Source organism: Chryseobacterium barbadense (assembly GCF_042849955.1).
Classification (GTDB): Bacteria; Bacteroidota; Bacteroidia; order Flavobacteriales; family Weeksellaceae; genus Chryseobacterium.
In genome coordinates, this window is the sequence record NZ_BAAFHL010000001.1 from 154063 (window position 1) to 170922 (window position 16860).

General features: G+C 37.0%; 15 protein-coding genes. 11 read left to right on the forward strand and 4 right to left on the reverse strand.

Translation table 11 applies throughout. The features are described from left to right. Positions 1-11 precede the first annotated feature (11 nt). Positions 12-848: a sulfurtransferase gene (locus ACGHIN_RS00835; protein WP_390450120.1), complete on the forward strand. Its 837-nt coding sequence runs from the start codon at positions 12-14 to the stop codon at positions 846-848. 40 nt (positions 849-888) lie between these two features. Here the strand turns inward: ACGHIN_RS00835 and ACGHIN_RS00840 are convergent, their stop codons facing one another. Beyond that, positions 889-1215 carry an SUF system Fe-S cluster assembly protein gene (locus ACGHIN_RS00840; protein ID WP_121462490.1) on the reverse strand — a complete coding sequence of 109 codons (327 nt, stop codon included), beginning with the start codon at positions 1213-1215 and terminating at the stop codon, positions 889-891. A gap of 2 nt (positions 1216-1217) precedes the next feature. Beyond that, positions 1218-1922 carry a 3'-5' exonuclease gene (locus ACGHIN_RS00845; protein WP_390450121.1) on the reverse strand — a complete coding sequence of 235 codons (705 nt, stop codon included), beginning with the start codon at positions 1920-1922 and terminating at the stop codon, positions 1218-1220. Positions 1923-2001: 79 nt separating this feature from the next. Between ACGHIN_RS00845 and ACGHIN_RS00850 the strand changes: the two genes are divergently transcribed. Further along, positions 2002-2775: a DUF4382 domain-containing protein gene (locus tag ACGHIN_RS00850; protein WP_390450122.1), complete on the forward strand. Its 774-nt coding sequence runs from the start codon at positions 2002-2004 to the stop codon at positions 2773-2775. Between the two features lie 2 nt (positions 2776-2777). Here the strand turns inward: ACGHIN_RS00850 and ACGHIN_RS00855 are convergent, their stop codons facing one another. Then, positions 2778-3125 (reverse strand): tRNA-binding protein, encoded by a 348-nt coding sequence (locus tag ACGHIN_RS00855; protein WP_390450447.1) that lies wholly within the window; start codon positions 3123-3125, stop codon positions 2778-2780. Continuing rightward, the gene (locus tag ACGHIN_RS00860; protein ID WP_390450123.1) at positions 3119-3631 is read right to left on the reverse strand and encodes a hypothetical protein; all 513 of its coding nucleotides are present in this window, start codon (positions 3629-3631) and stop codon (positions 3119-3121) included. Before ACGHIN_RS00860 ends, ACGHIN_RS00855 begins: the two co-directional genes overlap by 7 nt. Positions 3632-3823: 192 nt before the next feature. On the opposite strand from ACGHIN_RS00860, the gene ACGHIN_RS00865 reads away from it, so the two are divergent. From ACGHIN_RS00865 to ACGHIN_RS00905, 9 genes are all read left to right on the forward strand, one after another. After that, positions 3824-4390, forward strand: a complete 567-nt coding sequence (locus ACGHIN_RS00865) for a DUF4840 domain-containing protein (RefSeq protein ID WP_390450124.1) — start codon at positions 3824-3826, stop codon at positions 4388-4390. 94 nt (positions 4391-4484) lie between these two features. Next, positions 4485-5051 carry an RNA polymerase sigma factor gene (locus ACGHIN_RS00870; protein WP_390450125.1) on the forward strand — a complete coding sequence of 189 codons (567 nt, stop codon included), beginning with the start codon at positions 4485-4487 and terminating at the stop codon, positions 5049-5051. Beyond that, positions 5044-6432 carry a porin family protein gene (locus ACGHIN_RS00875; protein ID WP_390450126.1) on the forward strand — a complete coding sequence of 463 codons (1389 nt, stop codon included), beginning with the start codon at positions 5044-5046 and terminating at the stop codon, positions 6430-6432. Before ACGHIN_RS00870 ends, ACGHIN_RS00875 begins: the two co-directional genes overlap by 8 nt. Before the next feature lie 37 nt (positions 6433-6469). Next, positions 6470-7438 carry a T9SS type A sorting domain-containing protein gene (locus ACGHIN_RS00880; RefSeq protein WP_390450127.1) on the forward strand — a complete coding sequence of 323 codons (969 nt, stop codon included), beginning with the start codon at positions 6470-6472 and terminating at the stop codon, positions 7436-7438. Positions 7439-7699: 261 nt separating this feature from the next. Then, positions 7700-9235 (forward strand): YifB family Mg chelatase-like AAA ATPase, encoded by a 1536-nt coding sequence (locus ACGHIN_RS00885; RefSeq protein ID WP_390450128.1) that lies wholly within the window; start codon positions 7700-7702, stop codon positions 9233-9235. A 145-nt stretch (positions 9236-9380) separates the two neighbouring features. Then, positions 9381-11444, forward strand: a complete 2064-nt coding sequence (locus ACGHIN_RS00890; protein ID WP_390450129.1) for a hypothetical protein — start codon at positions 9381-9383, stop codon at positions 11442-11444. A gap of 609 nt (positions 11445-12053) precedes the next feature. Then, a complete protein-coding gene (locus ACGHIN_RS00895) occupies positions 12054-15158 on the forward strand; it encodes a non-ribosomal peptide synthetase family protein (RefSeq protein ID WP_390450130.1) in 3105 nt (1034 codons plus the stop codon). 219 nt (positions 15159-15377) lie between these two features. Further along, the gene (locus tag ACGHIN_RS00900; RefSeq protein WP_390450131.1) at positions 15378-15953 is read left to right on the forward strand and encodes a Crp/Fnr family transcriptional regulator; all 576 of its coding nucleotides are present in this window, start codon (positions 15378-15380) and stop codon (positions 15951-15953) included. Between the two features lie 80 nt (positions 15954-16033). Beyond that, a complete protein-coding gene (locus ACGHIN_RS00905) occupies positions 16034-16855 on the forward strand; it encodes a hypothetical protein (protein ID WP_390450132.1) in 822 nt (273 codons plus the stop codon). Positions 16856-16860: the final 5 nt, after the last annotated feature.

Consider the following 16860-nt stretch of genomic DNA (forward strand, 5'->3'; position numbering starts at 1 on the left):
AAATCAGTACAATGTCCCCAATTATTTCTCCCTCCGAATTAAAGGAAATATTCCCCAATAATAATCTTATCATTCTCGATGCAAGAACGGAAAAAGACATTCGTCAAACCTATCTTGACAGGCATATCAAAGGAGCCAGATTTATAGATTTAGATAAAGATTTGGCAGAAATTGGTGAAGATGCTGCTTTTGGGGGAAGACATCCACTTCCGGATATTCAAAAGTTCGGAGAAACGCTTTCGAAGCTTGGTATTTCAGAAAACTCTCATATTGCGGTTTATGATGATAAAAACGGATCGAATGCCGCTGCGAGGGCCTGGTGGATGTTAAAAGCTTTTGGTTTTGAAAATGTTCAGGTTTTGGATGGAGGCATGCAAGCTGCAGAGAAAGAAGGTGTGGAATTTTCGTCCGGCGAGGAGGTTTTTGAAATTACCCCCTTAATTAATAAAGACCATTGGCTTCTCCCTGTTTCAAGTCTGGAAGATGTTGAAAATGAATTAATAAACCATTCTTCTGTAGTGATTGATGTTAGAGATGCCTATCGCTATAAAGGAGAATCAGAACCCATTGACTTGGTAGCGGGACATATCCCGGGAGCCATTAATATTCCTTTTTCGGAAAATCTTGATGAAAACGGAAATTTCCTGTCTCCTGAAATTTTAAAAGAAAAATATCAAAAACTCTTGGAGAGTAAACCTGGAAAACTGATCATCCATTGCGGCTCGGGGGTGACGGCGTGTCATACCATTCTGGCTTTGGATTATGCTGGTTTTCAAATTCCTAGCTTATATGTAGGTTCATGGAGTGAGTGGAGCAGAAGAGACAAGGAAATAGCAAAAGATATCTAAAACAAAACCGCAGAAACTTTCTGCGGTTTTATATTTTTTATTAAAGCATTCCGAGTTCAAACTTAGCCTCTTCACTCATCATGTCTTTATTCCAGCTGGGCTCGAATGTCAGCTCTAAATCAACACTTTTCACATGTTCCACCTCCGAAACCTTATCTTTAACCTCTTGAGGAAGAGTTTCCGCAACAGGGCAGTTCGGGGTAGTAAGTGTCATGATAATTTTTACATCACCTTCATCGGAGATTTGTACATCATAAACCAATCCTAACTCATAGATATCCACCGGAATCTCAGGGTCATACACAGATTTAAGTACCTTTATGATATCTTCTCCAATATCAGCAATCTGATCGTCTGTAAATTTCATTTTTAATCTAAATTGATATACCTTTTCAATAAATCTTCCTGACGCAGGCGCCGGAAAATATTTGCCAAAGTTAAGACATCTTTTTCACAATAGTCAACAATTCTTTGCAAGTCTTTCTCTATGTAGTAAATTGATGAAACCATTGAGCCGTCTATATCATCTTTAGGAGTGGGAATTCCGAATACGTGAGCCAGTAATTCCAGAGAAACAAAGCTTTTATAATCCCCGAATTTCCAAAGTTCCATCGTATCAATATGTGGGATTTCCCAAGGTTTTTTCCCAAACATCTGAAAAGGAACCGGCGGCTGCATACCGTTGATTAGAAATCTCCTTGCAATCCAGGGAAAGTCAAATTCCTTCCCGTTATGAGCACAAAGAATCACATCCCGAAGTCTCGGGCTGTTAAAAAGCTCACCAAACTCCTGAAGCATTTTCTTTTCATCGTGGCCGGCAAAACTTTTGATTTTCAACGTTTCATTTTTCTCGAGCATTCCAACCGTAATACAAATGATTTTTCCGAATTCTGCCATAATTCCGGCTCTTTCCGAATAAAATTCTTCTGCGGTAACCTCCTCTTTTCGCTGAAATCGGGTCTTCTTATCCCAAAGTTTTTGATCGGTTTCCGTGAGATCCTCCCACAAGGCTGCGCCCGGAACAGTTTCAATATCAAGAAATAAAATTTTTTCCAAAGGAATGTGCTGTATCATTTTTTTGTTTTTTAGATTTGAAAAGATATGGCATAATATATGAACTATCAAAGCGTTTAATATATACAAAATATATTTTATGAAGAAGCTATTAATTTTAGGAAGCAGTATGGGCTTGCTTTTCATGGGATCATGTAACGATGATTCGGATGGAAATGATACTGCTACAGTCAATGTGAGGCTTACGGATGGCCCCGCAGCGTATGATGCTGTTAATATCGATATCCAGAGAATCGAAATCAACAGTAACGGGCAATGGGTTCCATTGAATTTCCCAAGTCCCGGAGTGTACAATCTGCTTGATTTTAAAAACGGAGCTGATGTAGTCTTAGGGCAGGCAGTACTTCCTGCCGGAGATGTCTCTCAGATGAGAATGGTTCTGGGGCCTAATAACACTTTGGTTATGAATGGGGCAACCTATCCGTTACAAACGCCTTCAGCAGAACAAAGCGGCCTTAAATTTAACTGGCATCAGACTCTAGCGGCCAATGGAGCGTATACGGTGTGGATTGATTTCGACGCAGGAAGATCTATTGTGACCACAGGAAACGGTTCTTATATTCTGAAACCTGTGATCAGAACCTTTTCTGAGCTAACCAACGGGCAGATTAAAGGATATGTACAGCCTGCAGCCGCTGATGCGGTAGTTCATGCTATTGTGGCAACAGACACTATTGCTACGGCAATACCAAATCCGGATGGGTTCTTTATGTTCTCAGGGTTACAGCAGGGAGTCTATACTGTTTCTTATGATGCAGATGACAGTACCGGTTATAATGATGAAAATACCGGTAACGTTTCAGTAACTTTCGGACAGATTACGAATTTAGGAACTAAAACATTACAGCAGTAGGCTCAGCCTACCTGAAAACCATTTTTAGTGGGAAGTGATGTGGTCAGCAATGTCACTTCCTGCTTGTTATCCCCATAAACGCCCAATACCAGGCATTCGCTGAAGAAATTGGCAATCTGCTTTTTAGGAAAATTGACAACGGCTAAAATCTGCTTGCCGATCAGGTCTTCTTTATTGTAAAATGTAGTGATCTGTGCGGAAGATTTTTTGATGCCCAAATCTCCGAAATCAATTTCCAATTGATAGGAAGGGTTTCTTGCCTTTTCAAAATCAACCACTGAAATGATCGTGCCTGTTCTTATATCTATTTTTTCAAAATCTTCCCAGCTTATTTCCGGCTTTATCATGATGGTAGTGAATTAATGAGTTGTTCTACTTCTGTTCTCTGTTCTGCATATTTTTGCTGCAATTCCGAACCTTCACCCATTCTTCTGTAATATTCCAGCGCCTTGTTTCCGAAAAACTTTTTGTGAAAATCCGCAACTTCAGGAATTTGAGGGAAAACCTTATGGAAAAGCATTTCGTAATATGCCTGGAATTCACGTTCGTTCTTATCTTCAACCACATTTCCCGGAGCTTTTTGTCTTACATGAAGCATTTCGTGAGCCACCATATTCAGAACAAGGCTCAGATCAAAATCAAAGATATTTTTGGGAATCATCACTTTCTGTGGCTGACCCAATTCCCCTTCAGCCGTTAAAAGCATGGAGTTGGGAGAAAGTTCTTCCCGGAAACCGAAACCAGCAAAATTATCATGCTCCAGTCCGAAAGAATGAATCAGGTATTCTGCGGCATCTATGATCTGATCATGCTCTTTATAAGCATTGAGATGTAAATTGATTTGTTCGAAATTCATTCAAATATTGTTTTAACAAATGTATTAAAAGAGATAGAAATCCCAGACTAAAAAACCAAGATTATTCAGGACATGAAATAAAAGAATGAGAAAATCATGTTTTTTTTCAAAACCCATGCAAGATTTTCCAAAACCCGGATTTATATCAATGAGTACTCACAACAATAATGTATAATGTAAAGAATTAAACGTATGAAAAAATTGATAGTGCTTAAAGCTTTTATGGCTGTTGTATTCCTGAGCCTTTTTTTAGTATCCTGTGGTGATGATTATGAGCCGATCCCGGTAAAGCTGGAAGACGTGAACGGAAATTATAAAGGCAAACTTATAACATCACAAGGAAGTATTCAGACAGAGAAAATAATACTTTTTACGGCTAAAAAAGATACCCTTAAATTTGCAGAGTTTCCCATCCGGGAAATTGTAAAAGCAGTAGTGAATGATCCTGCGAAAGTGGAAGCGGCGATGACGGCAATTGGAAAAGTGAAATATAATCTTGACTATACTTCCAAGATCAACACAGCGAATAATGTAGTAGAATTAAGTTTTGCCCCTAAGGTCCTTCAGTTCATGATTCCGGTAGACGGGGTGAACAAAAATACGGTAGTTACCATAGCGGCCAAGCAAAAAGGATTTTATGTAGGACAGGATTTTTCATTGAGATTTGGTTTGGTGGCTGAGAAAATAACAGTGGATGGGTTAACGTTAGACCCCTTTACAACAATTAAATACGACTTCCCCTATTGTATAAAAAATTAAAATAATTAATTGATGATGCTTATAGATTGCGTCTTAAACAACGCAATCTATTTTTCATTGATAGATGGGTACATAATTAAGGAGCATACAGTAAATGGAAAAAAACAAGGAGCAGATTTTGATAGACCGACTTCTGGAAAAAGAAGAAGCAGCTTGGAAAGAACTTTTCAGGGCTTATTCCGGTCATCTGTCCTATGTGTGCTCACGATATATTATCGGCAGGGAAGATGTGCACGATGTTTTACAGAACAGTTTTATCAAGATGTTCCGTTCTGTTGAATCTTTTGAATATAGAGGAAATGGTTCTCTGAAAGCCTGGATTACCCGTATTGTAGTAAATGAATCCTTGAAGTATATCAAGCAGAGTGCTGATTTTAAAATGGTTGATAAGGAATTTGATTTTCCCGATCTCCCGAATGAAGAAGAACCTAATCTGGAAGAAATTCCACAAAATGCGATCATGAAAATGATCCGGTCTCTTCCTGAAGGGTATAGAACGGTTTTTAACCTGTATGTATTTGAGATGAAAAGCCATAAAGAAATTGCCGGGCTATTGGGAATTGCAGAAAATTCCTCAGCATCCCAGTTTCACAGAGCTAAAGCGATGCTGGTTCAGAAAGTTAAAGAATATAAAATGTCCAAAAAAGCACAATATGAGTAATCAATGGTTACATAACCTGCGCAGGAAGATGGAAGATCACACTGAGGATGTTCCGGATGAATGGTGGGACGACATCAGAGATGAATTATTCCGTGAAGAGGATAAAAATAAATCGGTTGTTTTTACACCCGGCAATAATGAGCCGGAGAAAAAAACAGAAAAGCCCTTAAGAAGCAACGTCAAGCATTTACTATACCGTATAGTTGGAGCTGCTGCGGCTATTGCCTTCCTTTTGATGATTGGAAAAAGATTATTTGATATGGTCAATGAAAATCATTCGCCAAAAACGACATATTCAAAGAATGATCCGGAAAGGAATGGTTCTTCAGGTCATCAGCCTGTTTCAGAGGACAACATAAAAGCGGATGCAAATGGCTTGGGAAAACAAACTGACAATTATTCTACAGCAGATCATGTTCAGTCTCAAAATATTTTTACTGAGATGTTGGAAAAAGTAATGGGAAGTCGTGGAGAAAAAAAGAATTCAGACTTAGCAAGACAAATCAACGAGGAAACCATTGAAAGGTTAAAGCAAAGTATAGCATCAGTACAGGAACAAAATGTTGTTACTGTAGAAAGTCCAACCGATATTGATAAGACAGAAAATTTATCAAAGGATGATGAGGAAAAAGAAATTCAGCAGATCAATGATAAACCTAAAATAACAAAGCGCCAGTCTAAAAAATTGTGGATGCTGAATGTCCTTACCGGAAGCACATCTACCAGCTCAGCTCAGCAGTTTCCGGGATATGCCACAATGGACGGAAGCCCGATGAGTATTGATGAAGTATTTACCATTTCTGATTACCATGAAAACCCTTTGACGCAGGTTTTACTGGCTAATCAGGATGAAGAAGTAAAGGCGAAGGTGAGGCACAAAGTACCTGTAACGCTAGGAGTTTCGCTATATTATAATCTGGGTAAAAAATGGGGAATAGGAACCGGAGTCAACTATACAAAATTATCATCAGAGCTTCGTTCAGGAAGTGACTCCAATCTGATCAAAAGCGATCAATCGGTTCATTATGTAGGAATTCCGGTGCAGGTTAATTACAATGCGGTACAGAAAGGCAGATTCACGGGATATATTACCGGTGGAGCTCTTGTCGAAAAAGCAGTGGCAGGAAATGTCAAAACAAAATATATCGTCAATGATGAGGTAAAAGAGGAGAAAACCGAAAAACTTGAGACTAAGTCTACGCAGTTTTCTGTTAGCGGAGGACTCGGATTTCAATATAAGATCATCAATAATATAGGAATTTATGCCGAGCCGGGAGTGAGCTATCATTTTAAGGATAACAGTTCTCTGAATACCATCTATAAAGAAAAACCATTGAATTTTAATATGAAATTCGGGATAAGGGTCTTAATTGATAATTAATGACTGTATTATAAGAAAATCACCAACAAAATTAACTATGAAAACAAAACTAATTTTTTTAGCTTTTTATGCATTCCTCGGAATGTTGAATTTAAAAGCACAATGCTCACTCACCCCTACTATTACAAGTCCGAGACTGGGAGTAATGTTTCCGGACAAAGTTGTTTTTTGTAATACGGAAACAGAGGTACTCTCTACACAAACTTATGGAACTTATCAATGGTATAAGCAAGAGTGGACCTGGCAAACACCTAATCCCAACCCGTGGGTGGCCATACCCGGAGCAACATCACAAACGCTAACTATTGATGGAGTAAATGATATGCTTTATTACTTTAAAGTTGCTGTTACTTTGAATGACTGCACTGCAGAAAGCCCTGCTATTATGGCTGATGGGTATGCGTATGCTCTTCCTTCCATGTTAACTACCCTGACTCCGGGAACTTATCAGCAGATTGATGCGGGAGAGTATAATGTTTGTGATGGAGCATCAGTAACCTTTGAAAATACATTTCCCGCTTTATATGGAGTTCACACATGGTATAAATGTACACCAGGCAATATTCCACCGGTACCCGGAGATCCGTGTATCATCAACGGCGTTGTGGGAGATTCGTATGTGGCAACCACATCCGGGGAATATGGCTTTTATGCCTGTACGGAATACTGCCCGGATCAATGTGAGTTCCTGGGGTTAGGAGGATTTGTCAAGCTCAACTTTGGAAGCTGGAGCTTTTGTGGTCTGGGAACGGGAGAAGCAGGGCCCAAAGAAAGTGATTTAAGTCTGTATCCCAATCCGACTACCCAACTTCTTTATATAGGAAAAAAATCGGATAAAGCTTATGATATTTCAATTGTAGATATGTCCGGAAGAATGGTTTTACAGAAAACCAACCATCAGTACAAGGATGCTATAGATGTCAGCAAACTTACGGCAGGGAGCTACTTTATAATTTCTAAAACTTCCGATGGGAAAATATATAAGAATAAGTTTATCAAAAAGTGATAAATCAAGATATAATAAATCCGAGAGGATTTGTTTAGTTTTTCAATAATGGTTTGATCGGCGCAAATTTATTTGCGCCGATTTTTTTGCTGTAAGTATTCTTAAAGTTTACTCTTTAACGTAAATTTTGCAAAAATAGGGGAAGGGTGATTTATAATTTTCGTTGATAGCTCTTTGATGAAACTGATTTTTAATCATTGCCTAATTGGATTGGCATCCAGGTTTTTATAAAAAATATTACATTTACATAAAACACAAAATATGCTGGTAAAAATTTATGGAAGTGCAATTCACGGAGTTGCTGCTCAGACGATTATTATTGAGGTTAATGTAGATACAGGAGGAGTAGGCTATCATTTGGTGGGACTTCCTGATAACGCCATTAAAGAAAGCAGTTACAGAATCTCGGCAGCACTAAAAAATGTCGGTTACAAAATTCCCGGAAAGAAAATTACTATTAATATGGCTCCCGCAGATCTCAGAAAAGAAGGGTCTGCTTATGACCTCAGTATTGCTATTGGTATTTTGGCTGCTTCAGATCAGATCATTGCCGAAAATATTCGTCATTACATCATCATGGGCGAATTGTCTCTGGATGGAAGTCTTCAACCTATAAAAGGGGCACTTCCTATTGCCATCCAAGCTCGCGAAGAAGGATTTAAAGGAATTATCCTTCCCAGGCAAAATACTCGTGAAGCTGCTGTTGTAAGCGATCTTGAAGTATATGGCGTGGAAAATATCAGAGAAGTAATTGAGTTTTTTAATGATGGAAAGCCTATTTCAAGAGAAACTATAGATGTTGCCAAAGAATTTCAGGAAAAGATTAATCAGTTTCCCTTTGACTTTTCTGACGTGAAAGGGCAGGAAACAGCCAAAAGAGCCATGGAGGTTGCAGCAGCAGGAGGGCATAACATTATTCTGATAGGACCTCCGGGAAGCGGAAAAACAATGCTGGCTAAAAGGATTCCTGGTATCTTGCCGCCTCTTACCCTAAAGGAAGCTTTGGAAACTACAAAAATACACTCCGTAGCCGGAAAAATAGGAGCTGAAACTTCTCTGATGACTGTAAGGCCTTTCAGATCGCCACATCATACGATTTCTGATGTAGCACTCGTCGGAGGTGGAAGTTACCCTCAGCCGGGAGAAATTTCTCTGGCCCATAACGGTGTTTTGTTCCTTGATGAAATGCCGGAATTTAAAAGAGCGGTATTGGAAGTGATGCGGCAACCCTTGGAAGATCGGGAAGTTACCATTTCAAGAGCAAGGTTTACGGTGAATTATCCCGCAAGCTTTATGCTGGTTGCCTCTATGAATCCCAGTCCGAGCGGATTCTTTCCTGATGACCCGAACAATACCTCTTCTGCCTTTGAAATGCAGAAATATATGAACAAACTTTCAGGACCTCTTTTAGATCGTATTGACATCCATATTGAGGTGCAAAAAGTAGAATTCGAGCAGCTGGCCGAAAAAAGAAAAGGGGAAAAAAGTGAAAATATCAGACAAAGAGTTTTGATTGCACGCGAGATTCAGCATGAACGGTATAAAGATTTAAGAATCAGCTATAACGCACAAATAGGTCCTAAAGAAATTGAAAAATTTTGTCAGTTAGATGAGGTATCTTTCAGCTTAATAAAGTTAGCGATGGAAAGACTAAACCTTTCCGCAAGGGCCTATGACAGAATCTTAAAAGTAGCAAGAACAATTGCCGATCTGGAAGAATCCGAAAATATTTTATCACATCACATTTCTGAAGCCATACAGTATAGAAGTCTGGACAGAGGGTTCTGGAATATTTAAAATTGATTAATAACCGGGCATTCTCATTCTTTATAAAATGTAAAATATTACGTCAAGTTTTGTCGTATCAGAGAATTATTTTTACAAAAAAAAGACAACAAGCTGTTAGCTTAGTCTTGATTATTAACCAAATAAAAAAATAAAGATGACTTTTACAAATGATTTTTTCGCACCCAATTCAGACCCGAATGATGATTTGGTGCAGTTAGTAGACAATGATACTTTAGAAAATGTAAACTATGCTAAAGTTACAAAATGGTATCATGAAGTTAATGACCCTGATACCCTTAATGATATATATAGTGGTATTACTAATAATGGGGCCAATATTGATGATAGTATTATTTATAGGAAAAGAGGAAATGATTTTTATGCACTTACAAGTTTTTTAGCAGGAAAGCCAATTAATATTGAACTTTTCGGGGCAAAAGGGGATTCAAGAACAGATGATACGGAAGCATTTTTAAAAGCCGCAAAATTTGTTAACAATCTTCCGGAATTTGTATCAGTTAACCCTCTTGACGGACAAGAAACGGCTTCACAAGAAAGACAGTCGGTAACTATTGTTGGAAACAGCCCTGTCGGATATAAAATATCAGAAAAAATTTTATTTGAAAAACCGGTAAACTTTTTAGTAAATAAGATCTTTTACAGGGGTACTGCAGATAAAGCCGTTTTAGTTTTTCAAAACAGTTACAAAAATATTATATCGACAAATGTAGCCGCTTATCCATATGCAGATTTTACTTCAGATGAATTTATAGGAATTTTACTTCAAGGGGCAATAAGGTCAAAATTTATTATAGGGGCTTCCTTTTTTACCAAAGGTATTGTCTGTGAAGCTAACATATCTGGTAATTTATACCCTGGCTTTGCATGGAATGAAATTAAGTTAAACACTCTTTTGGCCAATCTCGATTCTTTTGTAATCAGAAATAAAAATGATGGTTGGGCTAATTCAAACCGGGTTATAGGGGGTGATTTTAGTACGTCCAGCAATGCGATAAATATGAGTACATTCGCAGCAGGAAGGAAAAGAACATTTATAAAATTTGAAAAAGACGGAATTTCAAAAGGGTGTAATTCCTGGCTGTTTTTGAATCAGGCGTTTGAAGGGAAAATTGAAGATCAAAGCAATCTGGAATTGAGAGAAACACTTTGCTTCGACTTTTCATCGGCTGATTGTAGAGGAATCTCAATTGTTGAACCACGAATAGAGAGGGTAAATGATAAAAGAATAGGCGTTTTTCATAGAGGGTCAGAATTCAGCTATGAATCGGGACAGTACAATTCAGTAAAAGATTTTACAGATGAAAATGGAATAAGATACGTAGACAAAAGAGATATTGTATTATTAAATGTAGACCTGAGCAGAGACTTTAAGAAAAATAACAACGATTTTACTTATGTGAAAAATTTAGAACCTTTTAATGAAAGAACAGGTCTGTTTCCGGATGCCTATTACCCGAATGATTTTTGCCAGGTTTTTAAAATAAATGATCCCAATGTAAGATTATGGGTGAGATGGCATAGATATTCCGAATTTGTATTGTTTGATGAAAACAGAAATATAATCAATGATATTACTCTGTTGAATGCACAGATAGCACTTATTGATTATAGACCACAAGACTATAGCATATATACATCATCACCAACACCCGCAATAAAAAAAATAAGGATAGGGGCTGAAGCCAATAATGATTTTACAAATAGCATGACTTTTATTCCGGAAGCAAAATATGTAGGGATCATTCAGAGAACATATCCTTCAGCAAGACTCAAGGTAATGTTAAATACTTCAGATATCGGAAAAGTAGAAAAAGTTAAGTTTCTTGAAACCCCTTCTGAAACTTATGCAACAACAAATGAGCCGATTAATATGACCGGGTTTAATTTTAATACGGGTGAAACATTTTATAATTTCTCAACATTTCAGACTTCTGTCATTAAAAAGTCGGGAATTTATAATACGCTGTCAGGATTTACAGTTAATACAACGGCGGGATCAAAACAATTTATAATTACAAGTGGAGCAAAAGAAAATTTATCCATAGGACATTTATTTTATATTACTTCTACTTCTGGTACTATTTTCTTTAAAATAACAGAAATTAATGGAAATATTATTACCACCAATTTTAATTCTGATACTACCGCAAATAATACAGGCATTACATTTATTACCTGTACATATGACACTTACTAAATAACGGAATTTTATAAGGAGCTTAATATCTAAGCTCCTTTTTTTATTTAAAAAATCACTTGAATTGTTTTCCCTTTCATTTTTACAATATAGAAGCCTGGACCGGGACTTTTGGAGTATTTGATATTACAATTTTAGCGGAAATAAATGTATTCTTACTATAACGGGTTTGAACGAAATCACATAGGCTTTAGAAAAATTAATTCTCTTGTTGGAGATAAATTAACAAAATTTTAATTGCTAATTAAAATTATTATATTAAATTTGGATATCAAATATTTAAACATATATAATTACGATAATAAATATTTGAAAAATAATTGAAATTTATTATTCATGATTGAAAATAAAATGTATGCCTTTTGCTAATAAAAATGGGATGCTTTTTATAATTGTAATTTATATATAGTTTCATTTTTACTTACCCAACAATTACAAAATCGAATTTAAAATATGCCAATAATTAAACAGGGCGGATCTTCTATGCCCATGATCTCTCCGTGGAGAATTTTTTTATCATATAAAAGGATTTCTTAAAATCCTTATATCAAAATATTATACTAATCAAAGACTAATCAAAATATCTTTTAACCAAAACACTCTATTAACATGTCAAACACATTAACAACACAGGTACTTTTAAGTGACACCATTGTCCCTTTATCTTATGAAGACAGAGAGAAACTTTTAAACAACTTCAACCAGACAAATTGGGATTATCCGGAAGAAGAGACCCTGGTTTCTCTTTTCAAAAAGCAAGTAAGCCTATTCCCTGAAAATATAGCGGCGGTTTTTCAGGATCAGCAGATCAGTTATCGGGAGCTGGACGAAAGGAGTAATCAAATTGCAAACGCCCTTTTAACTAAAGGGGTAAAAGAAGGAATGTATGTAACTGTATGGCTTGATCGTTCATTGGAATGGGTAATAGCAATACTTGGTATTATTAAAACGGGAGCGGCTTATGTTCCGGTAGATCCTGCTTACCCCGCCAAAAGAGTAGAATTCATCCTTTCGGATACTTCTGCGAAGGTTCTGATTACCAATAGCTTATTGGCTGCACTCTTACCTGAAAATGAAAATACAGAAGTTTTTATTTTCGATGAAATTAAAGATATTTCAGGTCAGTCATCAAGTCCTATACATATCACGATTCATCAGGAAGCATTAGCTTATACCATTTATACCTCTGGCTCTACAGGAAATCCTAAAGGAGTGATGGTCTCACATCACAGCATCCAGCATTTGACCACCTGGCATAACCATTATTTCCATGTTGATCATACTTCGAAACTAAGCCTTGTTGCAGGCTTGGCTTTTGACATTTCTGTTTGGGAAACTTGGGCGGCGCTTACCTCCGGAGCAAGCATTTTTATTGCAGATAATGAAGAACGAACGGAAGCTTCGGCATTAGTAAACTATTATCGGAAAAATAAGATTACACACGGTTTTGTGCCTACTGTTCTTGCTCCTGCGGTGGTTGAGAAAACAAAGAGTTATCAGGATTTAGATTTAAAATATCTGTTTACGGGAGGAGAAAAGCTTAAACCGGTACTCACTTCAGAGTTAAGTTACGAGCTTATTGATTATTATGGTCCTACCGAATGTACGGTGTATGCTACATTCAAAAAAGTCAAAGATATGAATGGACAATATGTATCTTCCATTGGAAAACCTATAGCAAATGCACAGGCTTATATTTTAGGAGAGCAATTGGAGCTTTTACCTGTAGGAGCAACCGGAGAATTGTATATTGGGGGAAATTTATTGGCCAAAGGATACCTTAATAATGAGGAATTAACGAATACTAAATTCGTTTCCAATCCATTTAAAGAGAAAGAAAAAATATATCGTACAGGAGATTTGGCAAGATGGTCTTCGGATGGAGATATTGAATTTTTAGGAAGAATAGATAATCAGGTGAAAATTCGTGGATTCCGCATTGAACTGAACGAAATTGAGCGGACCCTTACACAATTGGATAATGTAAAGGAAGCGTCTGTTATTACAAAAGATAATCATGGCGGGAATAAATACCTTGTTGCTTTTATGGTGTTGCGGGATGGCGCTCAGAAAGACATTTCATTCATCAGGAATCAATTAAAAGAAGAATTACCAGGTTACATGATCCCTGCCCAAATTATTTTCCTGGATAAAATTCCATTGACGGCAAATGGCAAGACAGATACCAGCTTCTTGAAGGAAATTGCTGATAAAGAAGCGAAGGATCTTGTTTCTCATGAGCCTCCAACGAATGAAACGGAAAGGATTATCGCAGATATTTGGGCTGAAGAATTGGAACGTCCTGTAATCAATATCACGGATAATTTTTTTGATATCGGTGGAAACTCACTTCTGGTTGCGATTGCTGCAGTAGCATTGGAGGAAAAGCTCGGAATAAAAGTTTATATCCGGGATGTTTATCAGTATCCGGTATTGAGGGATTTTGCTAATGTTCTTATTGCAAGGGCTAATGAAGAAAGAGAAATGATCCCGGTAGAAGATGTGGAACCCTATGTTGAACTTCAAAATGATGTTTATCTCAACCCGGGAACTGTCTTTGAGGGGACTTTTGATCCTCGACAATTAGAAAATCCGGAGTCCATATTTTTGACAGGCGTTACCGGATTTGTCGGAATTCATTTGTTACAGGAGCTTTTGGATACAACTAACGCTGATATCTATTGCCTGGTAAGAGCGCAGGATGAATTTCACGCCTTAGGAAAAATTGACAAATGTTTTCAACAGTTTCATATTCCCAGAAAGGCTGAACAAGTATCGAGAATTATCCCTGTAATAGGCGATCTGTCAGTTCCATCATTAGGCTTTTCTGAGGATACATTTAATTTACTAGCGGAAAAAATTGATCTTATTTATCATTCGGGAAGCTCTGTAAATTTTATTGAACCCTATTCTTATATGAAAGCACCCAATGTAGAGGGGTTAAGGGAAATCATCCGTCTTGCCGGAACAAAAAAAATAAAATGCCTGGCTTTATTATCAACAATCTCTGTGTACAGTTGGGGGCACATTTTTACAGGTAAAACCGTAATGCTGGAAAGTGATGATATTGAGCAAAATATTATTTCAGTAAGTAAAGATATCGGATATGTAAGAAGCAAATATGTGATGGAGGCCATCGCAGATCTTGCAACGAAAGAAGGATTGCCGCTGATTACTTATCGTCTTGGCTATGCCATGTGTCACAGTAAAACAGGAGCTAGTGCACCGTATCAATGGTGGTCAGGGTTGGTTAAGAATTGTATTGAATTTAAATCCTACCCTGTGTTGACGGAACTCAGAGAAGGATTAATTACAGTTGACTATATGACCAAATCAATGGCTTATATCACAAAAAATAAAGATGCAATTGGAAAAAAATTCAATCTGATTGCAAAACCTGAGACCAATCTCACTTTAGAAGATTTCTTTGGTTTAATTAAAAAATATTATCCGTTTACTTTGAAAGGTCTTACCTATAAAGATTGGAGAGGGCAGTGGGAAAATGACAGCAAAAATCGGTTATATCCATTAACAAGTTTGTTTAAAGATAATATGCATGAAGGGTTATCTACCGTAGAGCTTTACCAGAATACTTACATCTGGGACTGTTCAAACGTGATTAAATTCCTTGAAGGATCAGGAATTGAGGAGCCGGTGTTTGATAAAAATTTGCTGGATTCTTATCTTAGATACTTAGGAATTCCTATTTCTTAATATTTATCTTTTTGAAAACGATTCAGGGCAACGAAGTTGCCCTGAATCGTTATTTAATAATATGACATCAAACGAAATTCTGATATCTACCCTATTTACAAAACTATGCAGTACAGAAGTCTGGAAGAGATTTTTGGAATGTATAATATAGAATATAATTAATATTCCTCCATGGAAGAATATTTTTAATTTTAAGGCAACCATTTTCACGATAACAGCATGGAAGAAGTGTATGCATATTTACAAGCTAATTTTGATATTACGTACAGCGATTGGGAGATAATCGCTTCTAAAATGTATGAAGAGAGGTTCAGGAAGAAAGAAATCATCCTTGAAGCAGGAGGTCAGGAAAATATGCTTTCTTTTTTGTCTAAAGGAGTGCTTCGGTTTTTTATACCCACCGATTATGAAAAGGAAAATGATATCACCTATGATTTTATGTTTGAGAAAAAGTTTGCCTGTGCAGATGAATCCTTTATAACCAGAACACCTTCTGTCTATGGCGTAGAAGCATTGTCTGATGTGGTACTTTACAGGTTTACGTATGATGATCTGCAGGATATTTATAAAAGAACAGAATCCGCTGAGCGCATTGGAAGAATTGCGCATCAGGCTCTATTTCTTGAAAGATCCCAACGACTGTATTCATTTCTAAAATACTCCGCAAAAGAAAGATATGAGAATCTCTTTAAGGAAAATCCCATTCTGATCAAAGAGATTCCGCAGAAATATATAGCATCTTATTTGGGGATTACTCCACAGGCTCTTAGCAGAATAAAGAGGCAAATTTATTAACATTTGTTCATTGTGAGGAGATCAGGGACGTTTTATTTTTGTCCGGTTTAAAAATCGAATTAATAATAAAAATAAAACACATGATATTCTTAAAACACTTTGGTGCTTCTTTTATTTTGATCAGCGCATCTGCCCTTTCCCAAGTAGGAATTAATACTCCCAACCCCCAAAATACCTTTCATGTAGATGGAGGTAAAAACAATTCTCTGTCCGGAATTCCTTCTGTAGCTCAGGCAAAAGATGATTTTATTGTGACCAATATAGGCAATGTAGGAATCGGAACAATTTCTCCGTCAGTAAGACTGGATATATCAACCGATGGAACAGTGAGTACGCCTGTTGCAGGGATTAAGATCCTTGATGGTCTGCAAGGAAAAAATAAGGTGCTTACTTCGGATGATAATGGTATTGGCTTATGGAAAAGACAGAGCCTGGAACTGGTAGTAGGAACAATGGGTAACGGGTATAATTTACCTTTTATATTTGATCTTAATTATTACCAGACAGGATCAAAAATAGTGCTTCCTCCGGGAAAATGGCTTGTAACGGTAAATATATTATCCGTCAATAATCAGGGGGCAGTTTTGGATGGTGATGACTATATCTGGTTCAGATCAACTTTTTCAGACTCACAATTTATGGCTAATAAAAGCCAGGATATAGTAGGGACGGCTGATAAAATCAGTGGAATGCTACAAGGGTCTGTTATCGCCGGTGCTTTAAAATATAATATTGCAAATGGACAGCTTATCATCAATAATCAATCATTGACAGATAAAACATACTGGCTGATCGTCGGAAATTCAGAAGTGATAGGTAACCCCGGTTCTTCAGTCTATTTAGATCGTTTGGGAGGTTCAAACTGGGGAGAAAACATCATTTCGGCGGTCCCGATACAATAAAAACA